The 25,233-nt window shown below is 40.4% G+C and carries 28 protein-coding genes; 12 read left to right on the top strand and 16 right to left on the bottom strand.

Annotated elements, in window-relative coordinates:
• Nucleotides 1-554: 554 nt before the first annotated feature.
• Nucleotides 555-1,202, top strand: a complete 648-nt coding sequence (locus FC093_RS15700) for an HAD family hydrolase (RefSeq protein WP_137262758.1) — start codon at nt 555-557, stop codon at nt 1,200-1,202.
• Between the two features lie 130 nt (nt 1,203-1,332).
• On the opposite strand, the gene FC093_RS15695 is transcribed toward FC093_RS15700, so the two are convergent.
• Nucleotides 1,333-1,818: a hypothetical protein gene (locus FC093_RS15695; protein ID WP_137262757.1), complete on the bottom strand. Its 486-nt coding sequence runs from the start codon at nt 1,816-1,818 to the stop codon at nt 1,333-1,335.
• Between the two features lie 247 nt (nt 1,819-2,065).
• Here FC093_RS15695 and FC093_RS15690 point away from each other — a divergent pair, with 247 nt between their 5' ends.
• The gene (locus FC093_RS15690) at nt 2,066-2,620 is read left to right on the top strand and encodes a hypothetical protein (RefSeq protein ID WP_137262756.1); all 555 of its coding nucleotides are present in this window, start codon (nt 2,066-2,068) and stop codon (nt 2,618-2,620) included.
• Nucleotides 2,621-3,091: 471 nt separating this feature from the next.
• The gene (locus FC093_RS15685; protein ID WP_137262755.1) at nt 3,092-3,523 is read left to right on the top strand and encodes a hypothetical protein; all 432 of its coding nucleotides are present in this window, start codon (nt 3,092-3,094) and stop codon (nt 3,521-3,523) included.
• Nucleotides 3,524-3,641: 118 nt separating this feature from the next.
• On the opposite strand, the gene FC093_RS15680 is transcribed toward FC093_RS15685, so the two are convergent.
• Nucleotides 3,642-4,055, bottom strand: coding sequence for an OsmC family protein (locus tag FC093_RS15680; RefSeq protein WP_137262754.1), 414 nt, complete (start codon nt 4,053-4,055; stop codon nt 3,642-3,644).
• Nucleotides 4,056-4,120: 65 nt separating this feature from the next.
• On the opposite strand from FC093_RS15680, the gene FC093_RS15675 reads away from it, so the two are divergent.
• From FC093_RS15675 to FC093_RS15665, 3 genes are all read left to right on the top strand, one after another.
• A complete protein-coding gene (locus tag FC093_RS15675; protein ID WP_137262753.1) occupies nt 4,121-4,621 on the top strand; it encodes a methylated-DNA--[protein]-cysteine S-methyltransferase in 501 nt (166 codons plus the stop codon).
• Between the two features lie 219 nt (nt 4,622-4,840).
• Complete coding sequence (rocD, locus tag FC093_RS15670; protein WP_137262752.1) at nt 4,841-6,073, top strand: ornithine--oxo-acid transaminase; 1,233 nt, start codon at nt 4,841-4,843, stop codon at nt 6,071-6,073.
• Between the two features lie 208 nt (nt 6,074-6,281).
• Nucleotides 6,282-7,034 carry an SDR family NAD(P)-dependent oxidoreductase gene (locus FC093_RS15665; protein ID WP_137262751.1) on the top strand — a complete coding sequence of 251 codons (753 nt, stop codon included), beginning with the start codon at nt 6,282-6,284 and terminating at the stop codon, nt 7,032-7,034.
• 432 nt (nt 7,035-7,466) lie between these two features.
• Here the strand turns inward: FC093_RS15665 and uvrC are convergent, their stop codons facing one another.
• From uvrC to FC093_RS15625, 8 genes are all read right to left on the bottom strand, one after another.
• Nucleotides 7,467-9,269: an excinuclease ABC subunit UvrC gene (gene uvrC / locus FC093_RS15660; RefSeq protein ID WP_137262750.1), complete on the bottom strand. Its 1,803-nt coding sequence runs from the start codon at nt 9,267-9,269 to the stop codon at nt 7,467-7,469.
• Nucleotides 9,270-9,380: 111 nt separating this feature from the next.
• Nucleotides 9,381-10,337, bottom strand: coding sequence for a signal recognition particle-docking protein FtsY (gene ftsY, locus FC093_RS15655; RefSeq protein ID WP_137262749.1), 957 nt, complete (start codon nt 10,335-10,337; stop codon nt 9,381-9,383).
• 271 nt (nt 10,338-10,608) lie between these two features.
• Nucleotides 10,609-10,782, bottom strand: a complete 174-nt coding sequence (locus FC093_RS15650; RefSeq protein ID WP_137262748.1) for a DUF4295 family protein — start codon at nt 10,780-10,782, stop codon at nt 10,609-10,611.
• A gap of 2 nt (nt 10,783-10,784) precedes the next feature.
• On the bottom strand, nt 10,785-10,967 hold the full coding sequence (rpmG, locus tag FC093_RS15645; protein ID WP_137262747.1) for a 50S ribosomal protein L33: 183 nt from the start codon (nt 10,965-10,967) through the stop codon (nt 10,785-10,787).
• 28 nt (nt 10,968-10,995) lie between these two features.
• Entirely contained in the window at nt 10,996-11,232 is a 237-nt protein-coding gene (gene rpmB / locus FC093_RS15640; protein WP_137262746.1) for a 50S ribosomal protein L28, read from the bottom strand.
• Between the two features lie 251 nt (nt 11,233-11,483).
• Nucleotides 11,484-12,215 carry a DUF4197 domain-containing protein gene (locus FC093_RS15635; protein ID WP_137262745.1) on the bottom strand — a complete coding sequence of 244 codons (732 nt, stop codon included), beginning with the start codon at nt 12,213-12,215 and terminating at the stop codon, nt 11,484-11,486.
• An 18-nt stretch (nt 12,216-12,233) separates the two neighbouring features.
• Nucleotides 12,234-12,980 (bottom strand): DUF4197 domain-containing protein, encoded by a 747-nt coding sequence (locus tag FC093_RS15630; RefSeq protein WP_137262744.1) that lies wholly within the window; start codon nt 12,978-12,980, stop codon nt 12,234-12,236.
• A gap of 289 nt (nt 12,981-13,269) precedes the next feature.
• A complete protein-coding gene (locus tag FC093_RS15625; RefSeq protein ID WP_137262743.1) occupies nt 13,270-14,445 on the bottom strand; it encodes a class I SAM-dependent rRNA methyltransferase in 1,176 nt (391 codons plus the stop codon).
• Nucleotides 14,446-14,542: 97 nt separating this feature from the next.
• Here FC093_RS15625 and FC093_RS15620 point away from each other — a divergent pair, with 97 nt between their 5' ends.
• From FC093_RS15620 to FC093_RS15605, 4 genes are all read left to right on the top strand, one after another.
• Complete coding sequence (locus tag FC093_RS15620) at nt 14,543-14,956, top strand: YtxH domain-containing protein (protein ID WP_170971116.1); 414 nt, start codon at nt 14,543-14,545, stop codon at nt 14,954-14,956.
• A gap of 117 nt (nt 14,957-15,073) precedes the next feature.
• Nucleotides 15,074-15,571 carry a c-type cytochrome gene (locus FC093_RS15615; protein WP_170971115.1) on the top strand — a complete coding sequence of 166 codons (498 nt, stop codon included), beginning with the start codon at nt 15,074-15,076 and terminating at the stop codon, nt 15,569-15,571.
• A gap of 98 nt (nt 15,572-15,669) precedes the next feature.
• Nucleotides 15,670-16,890, top strand: a complete 1,221-nt coding sequence (gene sucC, locus FC093_RS15610; protein WP_137262740.1) for an ADP-forming succinate--CoA ligase subunit beta — start codon at nt 15,670-15,672, stop codon at nt 16,888-16,890.
• 397 nt (nt 16,891-17,287) lie between these two features.
• Nucleotides 17,288-18,739 (top strand): APC family permease, encoded by a 1,452-nt coding sequence (locus FC093_RS15605; RefSeq protein WP_137262739.1) that lies wholly within the window; start codon nt 17,288-17,290, stop codon nt 18,737-18,739.
• A gap of 160 nt (nt 18,740-18,899) precedes the next feature.
• On the opposite strand, the gene FC093_RS15600 is transcribed toward FC093_RS15605, so the two are convergent.
• On the bottom strand, nt 18,900-19,145 hold the full coding sequence (locus tag FC093_RS15600) for a hypothetical protein (RefSeq protein WP_137262738.1): 246 nt from the start codon (nt 19,143-19,145) through the stop codon (nt 18,900-18,902).
• Between the two features lie 322 nt (nt 19,146-19,467).
• On the opposite strand from FC093_RS15600, the gene FC093_RS15595 reads away from it, so the two are divergent.
• On the top strand, nt 19,468-20,214 hold the full coding sequence (locus FC093_RS15595; RefSeq protein WP_137262737.1) for a PPK2 family polyphosphate kinase: 747 nt from the start codon (nt 19,468-19,470) through the stop codon (nt 20,212-20,214).
• An 18-nt stretch (nt 20,215-20,232) separates the two neighbouring features.
• Here FC093_RS15595 and FC093_RS15590 read toward each other — a convergent pair whose 3' ends face one another.
• The 3 genes from FC093_RS15590 to FC093_RS15580 are packed head-to-tail and all read right to left on the bottom strand — an operon-like array spanning nt 20,233 to nt 22,512.
• Complete coding sequence (locus FC093_RS15590; RefSeq protein ID WP_137262736.1) at nt 20,233-20,958, bottom strand: DUF72 domain-containing protein; 726 nt, start codon at nt 20,956-20,958, stop codon at nt 20,233-20,235.
• A 25-nt stretch (nt 20,959-20,983) separates the two neighbouring features.
• A complete protein-coding gene (locus FC093_RS15585) occupies nt 20,984-21,691 on the bottom strand; it encodes a L,D-transpeptidase family protein (protein WP_137262735.1) in 708 nt (235 codons plus the stop codon).
• A 50-nt stretch (nt 21,692-21,741) separates the two neighbouring features.
• Entirely contained in the window at nt 21,742-22,512 is a 771-nt protein-coding gene (locus FC093_RS15580) for a 3-keto-disaccharide hydrolase (protein WP_137262734.1), read from the bottom strand.
• A gap of 134 nt (nt 22,513-22,646) precedes the next feature.
• On the opposite strand from FC093_RS15580, the gene FC093_RS15575 reads away from it, so the two are divergent.
• On the top strand, nt 22,647-23,069 hold the full coding sequence (locus FC093_RS15575) for a secondary thiamine-phosphate synthase enzyme YjbQ (RefSeq protein ID WP_137262733.1): 423 nt from the start codon (nt 22,647-22,649) through the stop codon (nt 23,067-23,069).
• Between the two features lie 141 nt (nt 23,070-23,210).
• On the opposite strand, the gene FC093_RS15570 is transcribed toward FC093_RS15575, so the two are convergent.
• Complete coding sequence (locus tag FC093_RS15570) at nt 23,211-24,758, bottom strand: FG-GAP-like repeat-containing protein (RefSeq protein ID WP_137262732.1); 1,548 nt, start codon at nt 24,756-24,758, stop codon at nt 23,211-23,213.
• Nucleotides 24,759-24,861: 103 nt separating this feature from the next.
• A complete protein-coding gene (locus tag FC093_RS15565; protein WP_137262731.1) occupies nt 24,862-25,224 on the bottom strand; it encodes a DUF1573 domain-containing protein in 363 nt (120 codons plus the stop codon).
• Between the last annotated feature and the right edge of the window lie 9 nt (nt 25,225-25,233).

Genomic DNA, 25,233 nt, shown 5'->3' with positions numbered 1-25,233 from the left:
CTCATAATGCACATAACGGTTGGAAGCTTTTGTTAGTAACACAAATGAATTTATAATTTGAGCGGACTTTACTTGTCCCATCGGTTATCAGGGTAAACATTTTCATTATAGGATAAATAATGCAGTAAAATTTCGATGCTTATCATACAATCCTGCAAGCCCTTGTTCTTTTTAACAACTCTCGCCTGTCAACTGTTATCTTCACAGCAACTTAGCACTAAGCGCCAATTACCAAATAACCTGTTTATTACACGTATTATCATTTCTTATTCGTAAGCTGCTTATTACACAGCTAAAAAGGAAATAAGTAAGATAATAAAGAAAGATAGTGCAACAAACAAAGCCATCAATAAACTGCCTTTTGCATACTACAATCCAACGGTGGAAGAATTAGTACGCTGATGTGGTTTCTTTATAAACAATAAAGAATTGTACATACACTGCATATAAAAAGAGATAGCTATTATAGAATAACTGTTGCTTTATTATAGAGCATCCTTTGGCCGCCTTTTTGCGATAGCTGTGGCTACAATTTTAATTTACACAAAACACCCATGCAAAAACTTAAAGCGGTTATTTTTGATATTGATGGAACCTTAGCTAATACTGTCCCACTTTGCATACAAGCTTTCCGGCAAGCTCTGGAACCGCAGCTGCATCGCCCGCTTTCCGATGAAGAAATTAAAGCAGCTTTTGGCCCTGATGAAGAAGGTACTATTGCATCTTTTAACCCACCCGATGTAAAAAATGCAACAAATAATTTCATGCGTTATTATGAGGCTTTACATGAGGAAATGTGTCCCGAACCATTTAATGGTATTAAAGATTTGCTGCGTACATTAAAAAGTAATGGCGTGCGCCTTGCCATAGCTACTGGTAAAGGAAAAGACTGCAGTCTGCTTTCACTACAGCGTTTTGACATTTTACTGTATTTTGGTATCATTGAAAACGGTGCTCGCGAAGGCTCGCGTAAGCCGCAGGCTATTCAGCAAATCGTAAATGCATTTGGTGTGCAAAAAGAGGAAACTTTGTATGTAGGCGATGCTCCCGGCGATATTAAAGAAAGTCGTAAAGCAGGAATTCATGTAGTAGCCGCTGCATGGGCAGGCTCGGCAGATAAGAAGAAATTAGAAGAAGAACATCCGGATGGAATATTTGATAGTGTGAAAGATTTTGCAAGGTGGTTGTACGAAAAAGTATAAATTGTAAAGGTTAATATTCCGGATATGAGAGGAAGTGATTTGCAGTGTCAGAGAGTTTGAATTAAGCATTAAATAAAAAAGGCTGATTGATTATCATCAGCCTTGCAGAAAGTTTTTTTACAATAAAAAATTATTCAATTGTAAAGCGGAATGCCAACCCAAACCGGCCTGCTTCCACGTCGGAACCATGTGTTAATTGTATAGCAGGGCGCCAGTCAAATCCGAAATCTATTGGCGCTTCCGGAATTTTAAATTCAAGACCTGCAAACGGACGTAGCAGTACATCGCTGCCGCCTTTATACAGTGCAAATTGCGGTCCGATGCCCAGGTTCCATTTTAATCCGGCGGCATTGTTGATAGCACTGTTGTAAGAATATTCAACACCTATCAATGTAGTGCTATTGCCGAATAATACACTGGCTTCTCCCGCACTGGTTGCAGAAAAAAAGTGTTTTACAGCAGGTCCCGCATACGTACCACCATTACCTAAATCTAAACGGATGCCTAATCCTGTTGAATAGTCTGTACCTGTTGTTTTTTGGGCAAGCGTTGCATTGCTGGTTAAAAGGTTCATTGCAATAAGCAAAAGGATTGAAATGGTTAGTTTGCTTTTCATTAGTTTTTAGTTTTAGTACGCAAATATAAAGTTTGCGGTAAGTAAACAAATTGCAGCACTCAAAATATAATTATTTTCTCACAACAGCGCCTGTATTACAATAGGCTGTTGGGTTTGAACGCGCTGTTTTCAAGGTGATGTTTGCAAGTTGATGTTCTTTATTTTACTTCAATAAACTTGTTAAGTTTTACACTCCTTTTTTCTAATTATCAAACAACCTGTATTTTTATGGTGTAACTTCGAAAGTATGCGAATAGTATTGGTATTAATTATAATGATGGTTGCTGCTGTTGTAAAGGCACAAGCGGTATTGCCCGGCAGCTTTATAGATTATACATACAGAGGAACTTTTGCGCACAACATTCCACTGCAAGACAGCAGCTCTAAAAAGAAGTGGTCGTTTAGTAAGTACACTGGTTTATCTGCCAGTTACAGTTTTTTCAAAGGCGGCAGTGCATCGGTGATTGCTGCGCCATTGGGCTTGCAGATAAACCGTCAGTTAACTAATAATGTTTATGCTTTTGCCGGCGTGTCAGTCGCACCTGCTTATATCAATTTTAATAATGCTTTTTTACCTTCCGGTTTTAATAAAACTACAGCAAACAATACCCTTCTTCGCTCCAACAACTTTGGGTTGTATTCAAGGGCAGAGGTGGGATTGATGTACGTCAATCCCGAAAAGACCTTCTCTGTCTCCGGCAGCATTGGTATAGAAAGAAGCAGTTCGCCTGTTTTCTATTATCCAACGAATGCAATAAGACAAAACAATATTGTTTCTCCATACAAAGGAATGTTGCCTTGATAAAAAGCAAAGCAATTGTGTGTTATATCATTTTCAATTAAGTACCGTTACACTTCGTGCAAGGCTTAATGCCTGTAGCTTTTAAAAGATAATTTAGTTAATAATGGTAAACAGCTATGAATAGTACTTGCTGAATATCGTTGTCGTGGCAGGCAATAGCATTGCTCTATGCATTATCTGTAAATAACGATACTAACTTATGATGAATGCTTTGTAAACTGATGTTTATTTACTGGCTTTGAACAATTTATTATGGCAGGTCCATTTTAAAAAGTACGTTATCGGTAAATTGAAAACTATCAACATCCTTTTCACATCTCTCTCATCCCATTTTCAAACACCCTGTCCGGTTTCAAACAATATTTAATATTTTTTATTATCTAAGTGTTTTATTTACATCATTTTGTTTATGGTATTGCTCTTGAAAGTAAACAGCGAAACAATTCAACAACAAAGTCTAAAAAACAAAACATGAAAAAGAGTATACTGCTATTATTAGTTATTGGAGCATTGAGTACAAAAAGCATGGCACAATGCGATAAGAAAACATTGTACACTTCCACTAAACAGGAATGGCTGAATAGTAAAGATGAGGTGCAAAAAAGCGATTCGGATAAAATAACGGTAGAGGTAAGTAAAGGAAACATCGTCTTCAATCACAACGATGATCCGAATGATGAAATGAAGGGCGATATAACCGCATCAGATTGCAACTGGGCCGAAGCATATAAAAATGGTAAAACAACAATGCAAGCCAAGCTTACAGAAGGTCGTGGTGATGTGCATGAAGCGAATGTAACAATAGAAGGAAAAGATGGTAAAATGTTTATCATATTGGAATTAAAAGATCATCCCGATATGAAAATCAAAGCATACATTGATAAATACGAAGAAAAAAGCTAATGTGCTTACTCTTTTTTGTTAAGCAATAGAGCTGGGAATGATATAATTTTCCACTCAAATCCTAAAACAAAAACGCGGAACATCTATTCCGCGTTTTTCATATTGGAGAATTTCGTGTTTATGACTCTAATGTCTTATCTAAAGTAATCTCTGCATTCAGCAGTTTAGAAATAGGACAGTTGGCTTTTGCTTCTTCTGCTGCTTTGTCAAACTGTTCCTGACTAATACCAGGGATTTTTGCTTTCAAAATAAGGTGCGATTTAGTAACGGCGCCGTTTTCTAAAGTTACTTCAGCGGTCGTTTCTAATGAGTCGGCAGTAAAACCAGCTTCCTGCAATACAAAGCTCAACTTCATATCAAAGCAGCCTGCGTGCGCGGCAGCTACCAGTTCTTCGGGGTTGGTACCGGGTCCTTCTTCAAAGCGCGATTTGTAAGAATATTGGGCATTGTTGAATAGACCACTTTGTGTGCTAAGGGTGCCTTTACCATCTTTACCAGAGCCTTTCCATACGGCTGTTGCGTGTCTTTTCATAGTGTTTATTTTGTTTAAAATATTCAAAGTTAAAAGTTTCTGCTAACTTTATACCATTCACTGCAATGGCGGCAACTAACTATACATACTATCAAAGCCCAATTGGTATTTTAAAAATAGGTGGCACTGAACATTACATCTGTGAGCTATCGTTTGTAGAAGATAAATCCGCCATTACATATCTTGCCGGCAACGCCATCACACCGGTTATGCAGCAATGCACCGAACAATTGATAGAGTTTTTTAACGGCGAAAGAAAATATTTTGATGTGCCTGTTTATCAGCCCGGTACGGCGTTTCAGCAAAAGGTTTGGAGCGAGCTATTAAACATTCCTTTTGGTAAAACCATATCGTACCTCGACCTTGCCAGGCAACTCGGCAATGCCGATGCGATAAGAGCTGTGGCGGCAAGCAATGCTAAAAATAAAATAGGCATTATTGTGCCTTGTCATCGGGTGATTGGTACCAACAAATCGCTGGTAGGTTATGCAGGAGGACTGGCAAGAAAAAAGTGGTTGCTGCAGCATGAGTTTCACAAAGTGCATGGCATTCAAACATTGTTTTAAAGTAAACCACTTTTATTGTTTTAATTTGCAACCTGATGAATTTCCACTTCCTCGATATGAACCTTGATTTCCTCGACCACCCGGGAGGCTATTAATATTTAAGATTATTAATAGAATGTTGAACAGGTAAAAGACTGTTTTTATGGCTATTCAATCTTAAATACGCTCTTTTTATACACGCAAATATTCTATTAACCATACTCAATTTATAAATCATTTATGCTTACGCATACATTGTCTGATAAGACACAATATTACCTGCAACTCGAAGATCAATATAGTGCTCATAATTATCATCCTTTGCCTGTGGTGTTGGAGCGGGGAGAAGGCGTTTTTGTTTACGATGTGGAAGGCAAACGTTACTACGATTTTTTAAGCGGTTATTCGGCTGTTAATCAGGGACATTGTCATCCAAGAATTGTACAGGCACTCACCAAACAGGCACAAAAACTTACACTTACTTCGCGCGCTTTTCACAGTAATCTATTGGGCGAATATGCCAGATACATTACTGAATATTTTGGCTACGATAAAGTGCTGCCCATGAATACCGGCGTAGAAGGTGGCGAAACCGCCGTAAAGCTGGCACGCCGCTGGGGATATGTAAAAAAAGACATACCGGAGAATAAGGCCAAAATCATTTTCGCCGAAGGTAACTTCTGGGGCAGAACGTTAGCTGCAATTTCCTCTTCTACCGATCCCAGCAGTTACAAAGGTTTTGGTCCGTATATGCCCGGTTTTGAGTTGGTACCGTACAATGATATAGCTGCCTTGGAAAAAGCATTTCAGGATAGCAATGTAGCAGCATTTATGGTAGAGCCTATACAAGGTGAAGCGGGCGTAGTAATACCTGATGATGGCTACTTAAAAGCCGTGCGTGAACTGTGCACCGAATACAATGTATTGTTCATTGCCGATGAAATACAAACCGGGCTGGCGCGCACCGGCAAAATGCTCGCTTGCGATCATGAAAATGTACGCCCGGATATATTGATATTGGGCAAGGCATTGAGTGGTGGCACCCTGCCTGTAAGTGCAGTGCTGGCAGATGATGATATTATGCTGAATATTTATCCGGGTGAACATGGTTCTACTTATGGCGGCAACCCATTGGCATGTGCAGTAGCTATAGAAGCATTGCAGGTATTAAAGGATGAAAATATGCCTGCCAATGCAGAAGCGATGGGCGTTTTGCTGCGCAATGAATTACAAAATATTGGATCGCCTTTTATAAAACAAGTACGCGGCAAAGGCTTGTTGAATGCAATAGTGATTGAACATTCCAATCCCGAAGCTGCATGGGAATTGTGTTTGGCATTGAAAGATAATGGTATGCTGGCAAAGCCTACGCATGGCGATAAAATACGCTTTGCACCACCACTTATCATTACCAAAGCGCAGATTATAGAGTGCGTGGATATTATCAAAGCATCACTAAAAGTATTGGAGTGAAAATCCGTCATTGCGAGCAACAGCGAAGCAATCTGTGGGTAGTAGTACAACCAAAATAATCCATCAATAATGATTTGCAGCTTCGCACAGATTGCTCCCTGCATTGCTATTGCTCGCAATGACGGCCTTGGTTTTATCTATTAAGCACTACCCGATAAGCAACTAACTATTTGCACTTATCATTTGAACTAATTTCTACCAATAATCTATGACTATTTTAATTACCGGCGCTACATCAGGATTTGGAAAAGCTATTGCATTAAAATTTGCTGCTGGAGGACATCATTGTATTATCACGGGCAGGAGAGGAGACCGGCTGCAGGAAGTGGCTGATGAAATTGCAAAATACAACGTACAAGTGTTGCCACTACAGTTTGATGTACAAGATAGAAAAGCGGTAGAAACTACTATTGCAGGATTAGATAAACAATGGCAAAATATAGATGTATTGGTTAATAATGCGGGCTTGGCTTTAGGGCGCGATACTTTTGAAAATGCGGATATAGATGATTGGGATACCATGATTGATACCAATGTAAAAGGCTTATTGTATATGTCTAAAGCCGTGTTGCCGTATTTTATTAAAAACAAAAAAGGACACATCATCAACATTGGCTCTACAGCAGGCAAAGAAGTATATAAAGAAGGGAATGTGTATTGCGCAAGCAAGTTTGCAGTAGATGCCATCAGCCAGGCGCAACGTATAGATTTATTGTCCTATGGCATTAAAGTTACCTGCATCAATCCTGGTGCGGCTGAAACAGAATTTAGCCAGGTGCGCTTCAAAGGCGATGAACAAAAAGCCACTGCCGTATATGCAGGCTTTAAACCCTTACAAGCCGGAGATATTGCCGATGTGGTGTATTACTGTGCTACGCTTCCAAAGCACGTTTGTATCAACGATTTGATAATGACTTCACTGGCGCAAGCCAATTCTTTTTACACCTATAAACAAGGGTAATGGGCTGCTGTTATACTGCTTTCAACCGGACTATGTTACAAAAGCCGCAAGCGATGAGCTGCAGACAATAAGCAGGATTAGCTACTTACTTGAAAATGTTGTTCGATTGAATTTTTTAAATCACATTACAATAAAGTCACGATGCGTCATTCTCCCCATCCGGGACGAGACTGCTAACAAGGAAATATTACAGATAATAAATTACCGGCGGTATCACCAGCGGATGCATAAAATCTGGGGATGGGATAAATGAAACGCCTAGGCTGTTATTATTCACATCAGTACTAATTCATTGAGTAAAAGTATATAATTAGCAATTCGTTTAATGGCTGTAAACCATTAGAAAACAAAATAAATTTTTATATTTGCGCAGGTTTTTCATAGGATATTGGATTTTAAAACGGGGTTGGATTTTTATCCTGGCCCCCTTTTTTATTCACTATGAAAATGGTTATACACGAGTTGCGCTTTTGATTTACCAATAGCCGGCACCAAATCTTCCATCGTTTTAAGTTTAATGTTCTTTACAGACCTAAAAGTCTTTAGCAAATCTGTTGCCGTTTGTTTACCAATCCCCTTTATTTGTTCCAATTCGTTTACAAAAGTGCCTTTTGAGCGTTTATTTCGGTGAAAAGTAATGCCATAACGGTGTACTTCATCGCGGATGCGGCGGATTAATTTCAGGCTCTCACTATCCCACGGCAATTTGATGGACTCTTTATCACCCGGATAGAATATTTCTTCCTCATTTTTTGCAAGTCCTACTACAGTCATTGCGCCTACCAACCCAAGTGCTGCAATGCTTTCCATAGCGGCACCCAACTGTCCTTTACCACCATCAATAATCACTAATTGCGGTAATGGTTTTCCTTCTTCCGTCAGTCTTCTATATCGGCGATATACCACTTCTTTCATCGTAGCAAAGTCGTTGATGCCTTCTACTGTTTTTACATTGTAGCGGCGGTAATTGTCTTTGGATGGCACGCCGTCTATAAAACATACCATTGCCGATACCGGATAGCTACCTTGGAAATTAGAGTTATCAAAACATTCAATATGTGTGGGCACCTCCGCTAATTGCAGGCTGTCCTGTAATTGATATAGCACTTTCTTGCGCTCCATATCACTGTGTCCTTCCAGCAGTAAGGTTTTCTTTTTACGTAATTCTTCTTTAAAGTAATTTACGTTCTTCAACGACAAATCCAGCAATTTTTTCTTATCACCCCCTTTCGGAACAGTTACGGTGATTGCTTCCGGTAAATCAATTTCAAAAGGAACTATCACTTCATTTGCCATGCTGTTAAACGTCTCACGCAAATTGATGATGGCAAACTGCAACACTTCTTCGTCACTTTCTTCCAGTTTCACTTCCAGTTCTACGGTATGCGTTTGTACAATTGTGCCATTCTGTACCATCAGGTAATTTACATACGCTGTTTCATGTTCTTTTAGAATAGAAAATACATCAATATTATTCAGGTTGGTGCCTACAATAATTGATTTTGCCTGGTAGTTTTCTAAATCTGCCAATTTCTTTTTCAGCAATTCGGCTTTTTCAAACTGCATATTCACCGCGCACTCCATCATTTCTTTTTTGTAGTGCTGAATGACCGGCGCCAGGTTGCCTTTAAGCATTTGTTTTATCCCGTAAATGCCATCCTTATAATCTTCTACACTCTGGTAACCTTCGCAAGGACCTTTGCAATTACCGAGATGATATTCCAGGCACACTTTAAACTTGCCTTTTGCAATATTGGCTTCGGTAAGTGGCAACTTACAGGTACGTAGCGGAATATTCTGGCGGATAAAGTTGAGCAGTTCGCGAACTTTACCTGCAGACGTGAAAGGACCGATGTATTCGGAACCGTCGTTTATTTTAGTGCGCGTGAGAAAAATGCGTGGGAAAGGCTCTTTTTTAATAACAATATAAGGGTAGGTCTTATCATCTTTCAGGTCAATGTTAAACATCGGCTGAAACTGCTTAATCAAGCTGTTTTCCAGCAAAAAAGCATCCTGTTCGCTGTTTACAATGGTGAACTCAATTTTATGAATACGCTGTACCAACTCGTGTGTTTTATAGCTGGTAAACGTTTTAGTGAAATAGGATGAAACGCGCTTGCGCAAATCTTTGGCTTTACCTACATACAGCAAATAACCGGTCTCATCAAAGTATTTATAAATACCCGGCTGATGTGGTATGGTATGCGCAATCTGTTGAAACTGTTCTGATGTCATAGGTAGCTGCAAAGGTAAGCTGGATAAGCATTACAGCCCTTTTTTGCGCTTTAAAGAACTGTTTAAATGGAAAGATGGAACACCCCTGCCGGCGAACAGGCAGGTGCTATATTATCGTTCCAAACTAAACAACGTATCTACAAACTCATGCTTATCAAAAATTAGCAGGTCATCCATTTTCTCCCCTACACCAATAAACTTTACAGGTATTTTCAACTGGTTGGTGATAGATAATACCACGCCGCCTTTAGCTGTACCATCCAGCTTGGTAATGGCTAATGCAGTTACCTCTGTTGCCTGCATAAATTGTTTTGCCTGTTCCAGCGCATTTTGCCCCGTAGAGCCATCCAGTACCAGCAATACCTCGTGCGGCGCATCGGGTATTACTTTTTTCATTACCCTTTTAATTTTACTCAACTCTTCCATCAGGTGCACTTTGTTGTGCAGCCTTCCGGCAGTATCTATAATCGCTACATCCACATCTTTCGCTACAGCACTTTGCACAGTATCAAAAGCAACAGAGGCAGGATCGCTGCCCATCGCTTGCTTTACAATGGGCACATCTACGCGCTCACTCCAAATGGTTAATTGATCTACTGCCGCCGCGCGAAAGGTATCTGCCGCACCCAGAATTACATTATTTCCAGCTTTTTTATAGTTATAGGCTAGCTTGCCAATGGTGGTGGTTTTGCCTACACCATTTACGCCCACTACCAGAATAATATATGGCTTTTTAGGTACGGAAAAATCTTTATGTGCATTATCTGTCGAGTCAACGAGCATGGCTTCTATTTCTTCCTGTAAAATGCGGTTGAGTTCGCCGGTGCCTACATATTTATCGCGGGCTACGCGTTGCTCTATACGTTCAATGATTTCTATGGTTGTATCTACACCAACGTCGGCGGTCATCAGGGCTTCTTCCAAATTGTCGAGTACTTCTTCATCTACGGTGCTTTTGCCGGCAACGGCTTTGGTAATTTTATCAAAGAAGTTAGACTTCGTTTTTTGTAAACCTTCGTCTAATGTTTCCTTTTCTTTCTTGCCAAATAGTTTTCCAAAAAAACTCATGTAAATATTTTGATGGCGAAGATAAATTAATTAATAAGGCGAATGGAATTGCTTATTCTAGTAAAGAAGGAAATTAGAACTCAATGCAATTTTCAATAGCTCAATAGATAACAGAATCCTGAACAGAGCGTCGCCGAAAAAGCCTCCTTATTGCATCACAGCCCGCCACCAAAATAAAAAACTATTGCTAAGGCAACAGTCACAATCCTAAACAACAAAAGCCTTCACACTATCAGCGCGAAAGCTTTTATACAATATTTTTTATGCAAGATTATTTCTCTGCCAAAAAATCTTTAATCTTATCCTTGTGCACTATCGCTTCTTTAAAGGTATAGGCACCACTTTTCGGGCTGCGTACAGCCTTAATTACTTTAGTCCAGTTTTTAGCTTCGGCGGCTGCTTTCTGGTCTTTTGATTTAATCGCGGTTTTAGCTGCTTTTGCCATGATTATTTAATTTCTTTATGAACAGTAACTTTTTTCAAATTCGCATTGTACTTCTTCAGTTCAATACGCTCCGGCGTATTCTTTTTGTTCTTGGTAGTAATATAGCGGCTTGTACCCGGAACAGTAGTTGTCTTTTGTTCCGTGCATTCCAATATAACCTGAACCCGGTTGCCTTTCTTTGCCATTATATAAGCAATTTTAAACGGTAATTATTTAAATTTTATTTCCTTGCGCTCTCAGTTCTTTTACTACGGCAGCCAACCCATTTTTATTAATGGTGCGGATAGCATCCGTAGAAATTTTCATTGTAATCCAGCGGTCTTCTTCGGCGAAGTAAAAACGCTTTGTTTGTAAATTGGGTAAAAAGCGACGCTTTGTCTTAATGTTTGAATGCGATACGCTATGACCAACCATTGGCTTTTTACCGGTAACCAGACATACTCTTGCCATAACAGTGATTTTTTCGGGACGGCAAAGGTAGCCAAATGCTTCAATATACCAAACTTAATTCCGGTTTGATTTTAAATTCTTTGTTATTCTTTGTTTATAGGAACTACAGAGGCGCGACGACAGAAAAGCGTTTTTAAACGATAAATAAGTATTTTTTCTTTGCAGGTTACTTATTCCAGGTTACTTGTTTCTATAATACACTTAGAGTATATTCTGTATCCTTTAGTTTTCGTGCTTTAGTGGCTGAAATATTAGCTGCCGGAAGTAGCGAGACTGCTGCCAAATACCTTTTTCAGTATATCCGTTACACGTGCTGCGGGATCCTGGCGGATTTTTGCTTCTTCCTGACCAACTTCATAAAAAATGCCGTCAATGGCCTTGCTGGTTACATACGCATTCAGGTTGGTATTTACTTTATTGGTAGAAAACTGGTTATATACCGTAAACACATCATTCCAGTATTTCGTAGCATCGGTTTGTTGCAGTGCTTTGTTTACTATTGGGCTGAAAGCTGCTGTTAAAGCACGGGTGGTTTTATTTTTAAAATAATTAGTGGCTGCCTGGTTACCGCCCTTCAAAATACCGAGGGCATCCGTAATGGTCATTTGTTTAATGGCATTTACAAAAATAGGCGTTGCACTTTTAGCCGCATCTTCGGCTGCACGATTCATACTTAAAACTGCTTTATCCACCACGCTGCCCAAACCTACGCTTTGTAACGTGCTTACTACCTTTTGTGCTTCGGGCGGCATTAATATTTTAACAGCAGCATTCTTAAAAAAGCCATCTACTGCCGAGAGTTGATTAGTGCCATTTTGCGTACCAACGGTTAAGGCTTCTTTTAAGCCGGCAACAATTTGCTGGGTGGTTAATCCACCATTATTTGCATCGGTGGGTAATGAACTTAACACCTGTTGTGCCGTTTCGCAACCACTAAAGGCCATAAGCATCGCGAAAGATGCAGCTAAGATTATCTTCTTCATATTGGTGTTGTTTGCAAATTATTGACCAAAAACTTTTTTGAGTAAGTCTGTAGTTCTTGCTGCAGGATTTTGGCGTATTTGCATTTCCTGTAATGCTATCTCGTGAAAAATACCTGCTAAAGCTTTGTCTGTTACATAAGCCGTTAAATCGGGATTTACTTTGCTGGTTGCAAAGGGCAGTTTGTTGTAGGTTGTAAAAACAGTATTCCAATATTTAGTAGCATCTACTTTCTCAAGAGAAGTGGAAATAATTGGTTTAAAAGCTTCTGTTAAAGCCGCCGTGCTTTTAGTTCTGAGATAAGTAGTAGCAGCACTGTCGCGGCCTTTTAAAATGCCCACTGCATCATTAATCGTCATTTGCTTAATGGCATTTAAAAATATAGGCGCAGCACTCTTGGCGGCATCTTCGGCAGCGCGGTTCATGCTTAAAATAGCTTCATCTACCGGCTTATCAAAGCCTGCACTGCGCAAGGTTTTCTCTACCTTTTGCGCTTCGGGCGGTAGTAATATTTTAATCGCAGCGTCTTTAAAAAATCCATCTACAGCCGATAGTTTGGAGGTGCCGGTTTCAACCCCTTTGTTCAGGGCTTCCTTTAAACCATTTGCAATTTCGGTAGTGCTTAGGGAGGAACTATTACCGGAAAAAAGTCCATTCACTTTATTCTGTAAGGAGGAATCTTTCTTTAAAATATTCTTCAATACCTGTGCATGTGATGTATTTGAAAATACTATCGCACTGGAAAATAATAATACTAAAAACTTCATTGTATATAGGTTTTAAGCAAATGTAAAAGTGGCAATTACAAAGCCGCGTTAAACAAAGACTATAAAGATGGTTGAAACGGTGATAAGTTTAAAATCCTTTTCACCGCCAGATAATGGAGTAAATGGAGTTTTCGCAGAAACAGTTTTTAAATTGACAATATTATTTACCTTTTTGCCTTTGCCGGTGTTCTTCACCGGCAAAGGCAGGAAATACATTAAATGCTTTTATTAATTCAAAATATATTTCTGCGAAAACTCCATTTACTCCATTATCTGCGGTGCGAAAAACTTATATATCACTCACTTCCACAATCAGGAATTTCAGGTAATTTGTATTCTCCATCCCCCAGATAATGGGGTGGTCGCTTGCCTGTGCCCGAAACGTAACCTGCCGTATGTTTTTGCGCGCATCTTTTGCAGCCATCGCAATGGTTTGTAAAAACAATTCGGGCGATACCAGGTTGGTGCAACTGCTCGTAACAAGGAAGCCACCATTCTTTACCAGCCTCATGCCACGGAGGTTGATTTCTTTATAGCCGGTAATTGCTTTTTGTATGTTTTCACGGCTTTTGGTAAATGCCGGCGGGTCTAGCATTACTACATCGTACTGGCGTTTATCTTTTACCCATTGCTTTAATACATCAAAGGCATTCATGGCTTCAAATTGCACAATGTTTTCTAAGCCATTCAGCCGTGCATTGTTATTTGCCTGCGCCACCGCACTCTCCGAAATATCTAACCCTAATACACGCTTTGCGCCATAGTGCGCCGCATGTATTTCAAACGTGCCGGTGTAGGTAAATGCACCAAGTACATCAGCGTCTTTTACAATATGCCTGATAGCGCGTCGGTTATCCTGCTGGTCTAAAAAATAGCCGGTTTTTTGTCCGTTTTGAATATCCACCATAAAGCGCAAGCCGTTTTCATTTATTTCAATCGTGGTATCGAAGGGTGCAGATAGAAAGCCTTTTTGCTGCGGCAAACCTTCCAGTTCACGCACCGGCACATCGTTGCGCTCGTAAATGCCTTTGGGATTAAATATTTGCTCCAACGCTTTTACAATTGCCGGCTTCCATTTGTCCATGCCGAGCGACATGGTTTGTATAGAAAAGTAATCGTTGAACTTATCTATAATGAGGGATGGCAGGTAGTCGGCCTCGCCAAACACAAGGCGGCAGTTTTCAATATAGCCGGTCTTTTGGCGGTAATGCCAGGCTTTTAAGATACGGTTGTAAAAGAAAGCGGTATTTATTTCTTCTTTTTTACGCGTGAGCAATCGTACCACAATTTGTGATTGAGGGTTGATGTAACCACGTCCGGCAAAAGAGCCATCAGCAAATTGTACATCTACTATGTCACCGGGTGTTACTACGCCTTCAATATTATTGATTTCGTTATTAAAAATCCACGGGTGCCCATTGGCAATACGTGGTGCAATCTTTCGCTTCAAAATTACTTTCGTCATAGGTGCGCAAAGTTATTGGTTAACAATGCAAAAACCGATTCTGGCATTGTTATTGAAATTCTACAATTCATTATTAAACAATAAAATCTACCTTTTTATGAGCACACAAAAAATAATTCTCGGTACTATATCCGGCGTATTAGCTGGTGTAGCGGTTGGTCTGTTGGTGGCCCCTATGAGTGGCGAAGAAACACGTCAGAAAATATCGGAAAAAGCAGACGAACTGGGTAGCACCGTTAAGGATAAATTTAATCAAATAACTTCAAAAGCCGGAACAAAGCTGGAGGATTTAAAGAATACATTTGGCGATAAAATTGAAGGCTTAAGTGATGATGTGCGCGAAAAAATTGTAAACTTGTTGAATAGTGCCGGCGATGCAGCAAGTGCAGGAGCAACTGCTGCTGCAGGCGGCCAGCAGTCTAATGCCGGTCAGGGGCAACAAGGCGGTCAGGGTGGTGCCAATAAAGGTGCGGGCCAACCAAAATCAGCACAACAACCCAACCAGGCATAAATAGTTTTAAAGCCATAATAGTTGAAAATAAAAAAGAGTGCCGGAGCACTCTTTTTTTGTTGTATGGATAAAACTGTTATTTTTATAGCTCATTTTAAAATCACATCAAGATTATTTATGAACAAAAAACTGACTGTGCTCTTTTTACTTGCTGCTGCCGTTTTTTTTGGTACAACTGCCTTTAAGCCCAAGGCAACACCGCCTGATAAATGGAAAAATTTAAAGGTGCTGCCACAAGATATAAGCGAAGACAGCCTAAAAGTTGTTATGCGGACTTTTAATGCATCCTTAGGTGTTAAGTGCGTCTTTTGTCATGCAATGGGTGATAACGGGCATCCTAATTTTCCTTCGGATGATAAACCGGAAAAAGACATTGCCCGGTATATGATGAAGATGACCAAAGAAATCAATACCACTTATTTCAACTTTAAAAAAGTAGCCAACCCCGATACGATACGTGTGGTTACCTGCTATACTTGCCACAAAGGCGATGCGCATCCCGAAGGAATACCACCTGTTGATTCAACGCACATGGGAATGCCTCCAGGCAATATGCCTCCTGCCAGTGGCATGCACGACAGCACTATGCACGATAGTACTATGCACAAGCAGTAATTTTTATACAACTACATATATGCAAAACAAAACGTCCCGATTTTCGGGATGTTTTGTTTTATTAACTGGCTTATCTTCGCCGGCAAACTTTTAACCGTATGAATCTGCACGAATACCAGGCAAAAGAGCTTCTTAAGAAATATAATGTACCCGTACAGGAAGGCATTGCAGTAGATAATGTAATGGCTGCCGAAGAAGCTTACCGCCAGATAAAAGGACAAACCAACAACAACTTTGCAGTAGTAAAAGCCCAGATACATGCCGGCGGCCGCGGTAAAGGCACTATTAAAGGCAAAGACCAGCGCGGTGTAGCTGTAGGAAAAAACCTGGAAGATATTGATAACATTGCCAAGAACATTCTGGGTGGTACATTGGTAACGGTGCAAACTGGTCCGGCTGGTCGTAAGGTGAATAAAATATTAATAGCACAGGATGTATATTATCCTGGCCCCAACCCGGTTAAAGAGTTTTATTTATCTATTTTGCTTGACCGTTCCAAAGGGCAGAATGTAATTATGTACAGCACCGAAGGTGGTATGGACATAGAACAGGTAGCCCACGATACACCCGATAAAATATTCAAAGAATGGGTGCATCCTTCCGGTGGCTTGCTCGGCTTTCAGGCACGTAAGATTGCCTTTAACCTGGGCTTGAGTGGCGAGGCATTTAAGAACTGTGTAAAGTTTGTAACCAACCTGTACAATGCATATATTGGTTTGGACTGTGCGATGCTGGAAATTAACCCACTCTTTAAAACCAGTGATGAAAAGATCATTGCCGTGGACTGCAAAATGAATATTGATGACAATGCCCTGATGCGTCATAATGAGGTGGCTTCATTGCGCGATCTGGAAGAAGAAGACCCGACCGAGGTAGAGGCTGGCCGTTACAACCTCAACTTTGTAAAGCTGGATGGTAATGTGGGCTGTATGGTAAACGGCGCAGGGCTGGCAATGGCTACCATGGATATGATTAAACTGAGCGGTGGTGAGCCTGCCAACTTTTTGGATGTAGGTGGTACGGCAAATGCGCAAACTGTAGAAGCCGGCTTCCGGATTATTATGAAAGACCCGAATGTAAAAGCGATTCTCATTAATATTTTTGGTGGTATCGTGCGTTGCGACCGTGTGGCTGCCGGTGTAATAGAAGCATATAACAAATTGGGCGATATTAATATTCCCATTATCGTGCGCCTGCAAGGCACCAACGCAGAAGAAGCCAAAAAACTGATTGATGAAAGTGGTTTAAAAGTGCAATCTGCCATAGAATTGAGCGAAGCTGCCGAATTGGTAAGAAAAGCATTAGCAAAATCGGAATAATTCTACTTTAAGATTTATGTTTACAACGGCTGATGAATGTCAGCCGTTTTTTATTGTATTGCCGCGAACCTGCCTGTCAGCCGATGGGGTACCAATGCTTTTATAAGACGTTAATGTTCTGCATATTCCTTGTTGCAGCAATCATGTTTGCCATTGGCTATTTCCTAAGATACTAGTCTGGTCTGAAGCATGCAGAAATTGCTTACAAGCGTGTGGTAGCAATAAATAAAAATTAAACGGGAATGCAAAGCTTTTTATTTCAATTTCTTCCTGTATTTTCCGTTCTTCATTTCAAAACATACATCTCTCAGGTCACAGTTAAACAAAGTAAAAATTTAAATAAACTTACTTCGTGTATTTGTGCCTCTGCAACAAAATTGGTTCTAAAAATATACACATGCAATCCATAGCAGTACAACAAAAAAGTTTTAAACCTGCGTTCAGTTTGTTAGATGCAACAATGATAGTTGCAGGTTCTATGATCGGTTCAGGAATATTTCTTGTGAGTGCCGATATGACGCGCAATGTTGGTTCAGCCGGCTGGCTTATTTTATTATGGATATTCACCGGTGTATTAACCCTCATTGCAGCACTTTCGTATGGAGAATTGAGTGCGATGTATCCAAAAGCAGGGGGGCAGTATGTGTATCTGAAAGAAGCTTATAATCCGCTTATCGCCTTCCTGTTTGGCTGGAGCTTTTTTGCGGTGATACAAACCGGAACCATTGCTGCCGTTGGTGTTGCCTTTAGCAAGTTTGCAGCGTATATCTTTCCGGCACTCAGCGAAAACAATGTTATTGCAGATGTAGGTTTTATGAAGATCAGTGCAGCGCAAATCACTTCTATTGTGCTTATTGTCTTTTTAACCTGGGTAAATACGCGTGGCGTAAAGGAAGGTAAGTTTATACAAACACTTTTTACACTCACCAAACTTGCAGCTTTATTCGGACTAATTATTTTTGGGTTTATGGCTGCTGGCAAGGGAACGTGGAGTGCTAACTGGAGCACCGGTTTTGCATTTGGCAAACTGGATGGCAATGTAATTGTACCTTATACCGGAGCGGCTGCATTGGGTGCTTTTGCAGGTGCTATGGTGGGCAGTTTATTTAGCAGCGATAGCTGGAACAATGTAACTTTTATTGCCGGTGAAATAGAAAATCCAAAGCGCAATATTGGCCTGAGTTTATTCTTTGGAACTTTAATCGTAACCCTTATTTATACGGCTACTAACCTGATGTATCTGGCAGTAATGTCTATGCAAGGCATTGCCAATGCAGAGAACGACAGGGTAGGAGTAGAAGCAGCGAAACTCATCTTTGGCAGTACAGGAACAACCATCATTGCCATCATGCTCATGGTTTCTACATTTGGTTGCAACAATGGGCTGATATTATCTGGTGCAAGAGTGTATTACACCATGGCAAAAGATGGTTTGTTTTTCAAACAGGCAGGAACATTAAATAAAAATGCGGTACCATCTATGGGCTTGTGGATACAGTGTTTGTGGGCATCGGTATTGTGTCTTAGCGGCAGGTATGGCGATTTGCTCAACTACATTATTTTCACGGTACTTATTTTCTATATTCTTACAATCGCAGGTATATTTATTTTGCGCCGCAAGCGCCCCGATATTCCACGTCCATACAAAGCATTTGGCTATCCTGTTTTGCCCATATTGTATATAGTTGCTGCCAGCGTTATTTGTATCTCCTTACTTAAATATTATCCAACATATACTTTTCCGGGGCTGGGTATTGTGCTGCTCGGTATCCCTATTTATTATTTTGTATGGAAAAACAAGCATGTGATTGAAGAAGTGCCTGCAGATGAAGAAGTAGTAGTGAAATAAGCAGAATAGCTATTCTATCATTATCTTAATAAAGTAAAAGAGTTACCTGGCTTGTCGGAATAGTTTAATTGTAAAGAGACCAAACACATTAATTATATTTTCTTAAAACAAAAAACCTGTTATTATTCTATAACAGGTTTTTTGCTCAAAAACTTGTAAGCTACTTCCTGCCTCTTGGTGTTTCAATCTCTTCGGTAATGTTTACGCCATTGCCGTAATCTGATTTTTGTATATTTAATTCATCATCCGAAACTGTTCCATGACTTCCTACATTGGTTGTCTCATTTTGTTCAATGTGCTTGGTAGGACGTGAATAATCATTACCCAGGCTTGCACCACCTTGTTCCAGGCCCTGGGCGCCTATTGTTTTATCGGTATTTATGTTGGATGTTTTATTTACTGCCATAACAATAATTTTTAGTAGTGAAATAATATTGTGTATGGTTAAAAAACTGTGCCACTTTCTCTTTTCCCGGTTTCCATGAAGTTACCTGGTACAAGCTGCAAGCCTTAAGCAGGATAAATGTTGGTTACTTAAGTAGTTGTATATTCCCTGCTTTGCTAAGATTTACGCAATGCATAGTTAAAAAAGTAGTAAGAATACAGTTATGTTTTTGCGTGTCTGCTTTTTACGTCTTATTACCTGTATCACTAATCGGCTTATTTGTTGCTAATATCCACTGACAGATCGTTGTGATTAACCAAACATTTAAATACCAGACGATTATATGGCAATTCAGCTTTCCGAAATTTCTACCCGTGCGCCAAAAGATATGGATAAAGAAGCAACAAAAGTAAAAACAGCTTCATTGATTGAACAATTAGATGAATTACAAAACCTGTTGTACGCTTCGGCAAAGTATGCAGTATTAGTGATTATACAGGGTATGGATGCAAGTGGAAAAGATGGCGCTATCAAGCATGTTTTTGGACCGTTAAATCCGTTAGGGGTATCTGCAAAGGCCTTTAAAGCACCAACCGAGGAGGAGTTATCGTACGATTTTTTGTGGCGTATTCATAAGTATGTTCCGGCAAAAGGAATGATGCAGATCTTTAACCGATCGCAATACGAGGATGTGCTGGTAACGCGGGTGCACCACTGGATAAATAATGCAACGGCGCATAGAAGGATGAAAGAGATTAATCATTTTGAAAGTTTATTGCAGGAGAGCGGCAGTACCATTATTGTAAAGTTTTATTTGCATATATCTAAAAAAGAACAAGCAGAGCGGTTTGAAGAAAGATTGACTGACAGCCGTAAACACTGGAAATTCAATTCCAACGATGCTAAAGAAGCGGAACTTTGGGACGAATACAGGAAGGCTTATGAAGACTGCTTTGCGCGTTGCGATAACCCGCCGTGGATAATTGTTCCGGCAGACCAGAACTGGTATAAAGAATATGTGATTGCCTCTACTATGGTTGAAATTTTATCTAAACTGAACCTGCAATATCCCGCCTTGAAAGAGGAGTAAGCTATTTTATGATGTTTTTCAACCCACCATACGCTGCAATGTAGCTGCATTGCGCACCGCATTGCCACCGCCATCATTATTAAAGTAAACATACACTTCTTTACCCTGCGCCTGCCATTCTTTAATACGACTTTTCCACCAGTGCAAGTCGTTATCTGAGTAAGAGCCACCGTACAAATGTTGCCGGTCTGGCCCATGCATGCGCACATATACAAATGGTGCGGTTGCCCGTAATATACAAGGCAGGTGCGCCCCGCTCATAATGCAATAAGCAGCTCCATACTGCTCCAGCAACCGAAAAGTAGCTTCTACGTGCCATGCAGGATGGCGAAACTCTACTGTAATGCGCACCCAATCCGGAACAAGCTGTAAAAAATATTGAAGCCGTTTGTAATCGGGCGCAAAATTGGGCGAAAGCTGCACCAGCAATATTGCCCTTTTATCACCCAACTCGTGCCAGCACATTTTTATTCTGTTAATCCATTGTTCGGGTGCATACAGGCATTTGGCATGGGTGAGTCCGCGCGGCGCTTTTACGCTAAGCAAAAAGCCTTGTGGCAACCGGCGCTGCCAGCTTTTAAAAGCAGCCAGCGTTGGCCATTTATAAAAACTGCTGTTCAATTCTACTGTTTGAAACTGTTGCACATAATAACCCAACCTTTGCCAGGGTGCCACTCCATACGGATACAAAACGCCCTGCCAATGGTCATAACTCCAGCCCGATGTGCCGATGTGAACGTTCATATTTTAGTGTGAAAGCGATCTCTTTTTATTTATTTTTCACAACTTGTAACAGCACAGGATTTTTTCTTTTATCTAACCAATGTATAAGTTTAAGTATATTTTCTTTAGCCATAGCAGTACATCCTGCGGTACCGCTGTGGTCATTACGCCAGATATGTATAAAAATACAGGAGCCATTACCTGCCACAACCGGAGCACTATTATACAACACCCACACGCCGTATTCGTACAATTCATCCTTCCTTTTCATATATTCAAAACTATTGAAAGGGGCTGTTGCGGTATCTTTTACAACAAGCGTATTGTAGTAGGGCGAAGCAACATCATCCACACAATAAAAACTGGTATCTACCTGAACAAATGGCATATGCAGATGGCCCATTGGATGATAACTAAATACATCACCTAAGCAAAAAATGCCCGCCGGTGATTTGCCGTCGCCCTCTTTCTTTACCGGCATATCATTGCTGAATGGTATGCTTGTTTGCGGGTCTTTTGCTAAACCTGCCTTACCAACAACAATCGCAATCGTATTTATCTTTTTCCAACGTCTGCGGCTGTTTTTACGTTCATACAAGTACATGGTTCCCTGCACTGCATTTGCATTGGCAGTTTGTACATACAACACCTGGTTGCTGCCAGTAAGGTATTGATTAAAAGCAGCTAAGGGTTGGGCAACAACACTGCTTAGAGGTATAAAAAGGAGTAAAAGTAGAGCGGTATATTTAGCCATAGCTATAGCAAACAGGTGAAAAAGTGGAATAAAATTGCAAATTGCTCGTCTTAATACTCCATAATCTCAATTTTCCGGAAATCCATTGGATGACTATTGGATTGCAGTGAAATATATCCATCTTTTACCAAATTATTTCCATTAGTAATAAATTGCCGGGCAATAGCATTGGTGGAATCGTAACGTGGATTTTCGAAGCTAATTACTGGTTGCCCATTGATAAATTGCCTCATCTTACCATCGCGTACATCTATTTCCGCAGTTACCCACTGATCTTTTGGAGGCACTATTTTTACAGTAGGCGGTGTGCAATAGTCTTCATTTCTTTTACCTCCAAGAGATACAAATATTCCGTTGGCGCATATCTCGCCCGAAGGGCGGGTGCCCAGCAGGTTGTACTCCAAACATACCGGAAAAGGCTGGTTGACATCTATTGTTTGCGGAGCCTGGCAATAATACTGAATGCCACCATCCTGATAGCCCCACGAAGGTGCACCCGCAACGGTATCGCCTACAAACCGGTATTCTACCCTCAACCGGAAATTTGAAAATTGCTTGTTGTAGTATAACGCTCCAAACCTGTTTTTAAAATTATCATACGCATCATACCTTGTGCTTAGAATACCATTTTCCACACGAAAAGTATTGCCAAAGTTTTCCCCCAGTTTGTATCCTGCAATTTTAGGTATCCAATTATCCAGGTTCTTGCCATTAAACAGGCTAACCCAGTGTTGATTGCCGCTTCCGGCTGTAGTTTTATTTGTATGGCATGACAGTAAGAGAAGTGGTAATATTGTTAACAGCAGTCGCAGTTGTTTCATCTGGTATATTCATTTTGCAGTGTAAGATAGTTTAAAACTGCTGTACTATTTATCCGGTTTTATTCTAAATATTTCACTCCATCTTTGGCAATCTTTATGCGCTCTTACTGCCATTAACCAGCAAATAAATACTTATGAAAATATACCAGCAGTCCATTCATTTACAGGAAAGAAGAAGAGGGTTTCATTTAATCACCTCCGAAGTAACGCGGGCGTTGCCGCAGATAAAAGAAATTACAACCGGCTTATGCCAGGTGTTTATTCAACATACTTCTGCTTCGCTTATCATTAATGAAAATGCAGATCCAACGGTGCGTAAAGATTTTGAAACCTATTTCAACAAAGCGGTGCCGGAAAGCGACCCGGATTACCTGCATAATGATGAGGGCGCAGATGATATGCCTGCTCATTTAAAAGCTGCGATGCTGGGCAGTTCTGTTTTAATTCCAATTAGCAATGGCAGCTTAGCTCTGGGTATATGGCAAGGTATTTATTTATGTGAGCATCGCAACCGTGGCAGCCAAAGAACACTGGTGATAACTGCGTGGGGTGAGTAACAACTCCATTCTTCTATGCTTTTATTTTTCTTTACGCGTGTCCTTTTTAAATGCAATAATGAGTACACAAAATATCGCTCCATATATTATATTTTTGGTGAAGCAATAACCTTTGCGGAAGAACTTAGTTGTATGTTGATGCTATTGCAAATTCTTCAACAGAAGAAAAGGTGGCTGTTTACTCCAATCTATAGCAGATTTGAACAAAGCGGGCGCAACAGAAAAATTACCTAATACTAAATCTGTTTTTCCGTCGCCATCCCAGTCGCCGGCATCCATCGTGAGCCATCGCCCATATTTTGCGGCTGTTAAGCTATAAGGCTGAAAATTGAAACTTCCCTGACTGGCTGCTAGACCGCCTTTATTTTTTAAATACACAAAACCTTCTTCGGGCTGATGCGTAAAATCTGCAAAAAAAGCAATAGTGGCAATATCAAGGTCGCCGTCTCTGTCAAAATCCCTTGCAATTGCCTTGTAACAGCCATTGATTGGATAAAAATATTGCTGTTTAAAGTTGTTCTTTCCATCATTTAAAAAAATATATACGCCATGATAAGGCTTTAAAACGGTGGAATAATCGGCATTGTCACCGCAGGTATAAACGATATCTTTAAAGCCATCCCTGTTAAAGTCGTCCAGCTCAAAGTAAGAAGATCCATAGGCAGGCGGAAAATTTAGCACCTGTTTTGTATCAAATGCACCATTGCCTTTATTGGTAAACAAAAAAACACCTTCGTTGCCTTGTGCAAACAGCGCCCAAATGTCTGGCAGTCCATCGCCATTATAATCATCTATATACGCCTTTATAGCGCCGGGCACATCACGTATCACATGCCGCAAATAGCTCGTATCTGTGCCCTCGTACCACGATAAGGCACCTTTTAAGTTGCCGAACTCACAAACGATATAATCATTTTTTCCGTCCTTATTTATATCTGCACGTGTTAGCTGAACCGGGCGCATCAAGCCTTTAAAAAGCGTATCGTCAGTAGCAGTTTTTTGGCTCCTGTTCATTACCGATCCATACTTGCCATTATTAGGATTCAGCACGCCTACATTGCACAAGATGAGGTTATCAGTATCCTGTATTACATCCGTTACCGGCGATTTTATTTTTATTGAATCTGTTAACTGCAGTGCATCATCAAACAGCAATATTCTTTTATAAAAAGCATCACACAACAGTAACTGTTTATCTGCTTGAACTTGTATATAAGTTACCGAAGGCTTACTGTAATGAAGTGACGGTTGAATGGCGCGGAATAAAGTATCATTTATTTGAATGGGTTGTGGCTTTTTTGCAGGCAATAACGAGTCGGGCGAAGTGGCGGTATAATAATCAATGATGTGCTGCCAATCTTCCATAGATATGACGGGCTGGGATGGGTAAAATCTTTTACCAATATCATAATCATTTACATACGATGGATACCGGTCGTTTCCGTAAAAGAAAATGCCCAGCCGTGGCCCCATTTGGGGCAGCACCCCTTTTTCCCAGCTTGCAGCGTTTAGCAAAGAAGGATCGGGCAACTGGTGGCAGGCAGCACAATACGTAGCTGCCACTTTTTTGCCGGCAGCAATGCTGCTATTGGGCGTTTGCCGGTGCGCGTTGTTTTTTTGAAACTGATTGCAGGAAATAAGCAGAGCCGTAATATAAACCAGTATTGAAATACGATAAATTTTTTTCATTAAACATTATTGATTTTGCCCTGGGGGTGATTGCACCATACCGCGGATGATTAGTGGATTGCTTTTAGAACCTTTTTATTAGCAATCACCATATTCGTTTTTTCTACCTTTTCCCGTTGAGTACCACTTTTAAAATTATACTTATAAACTCCGATTTGCCTGGCATTATCGGCGCTTTGGGAAAGCTGGTAATTGTGCAACCACCAATAGTTTGTGCGTTAAAAATAAACAGCGGTGTATTACCTGCAATGATAAAGCGATATTTTATGTGTACCGAACCGCTGGCAGCAATCGTTCCGAAATTATATACTGAATTTTGCCAATAAATGGTGCTATAATGTGCCGTATCTGTCTCCGCCAGCACTGCAGGATTTATATTCCGGCTGTTGGCATAAGAGTTTTTATTGCTTTTGTTGGCAAGTAACGGGCTGCAAACACCATAGATCATTAGCTTATTTGGGCTCATAAAATAATA

It is taken from the genome of Ilyomonas limi, assembly GCF_005233845.1.
GTDB lineage: Bacteria > Bacteroidota > Bacteroidia > Chitinophagales > Chitinophagaceae > Ilyomonas > Ilyomonas limi.
The sequence above is the reverse complement of the archived record's forward strand: the minus strand, read 5'-3'. Positions and strand labels throughout refer to the sequence as shown.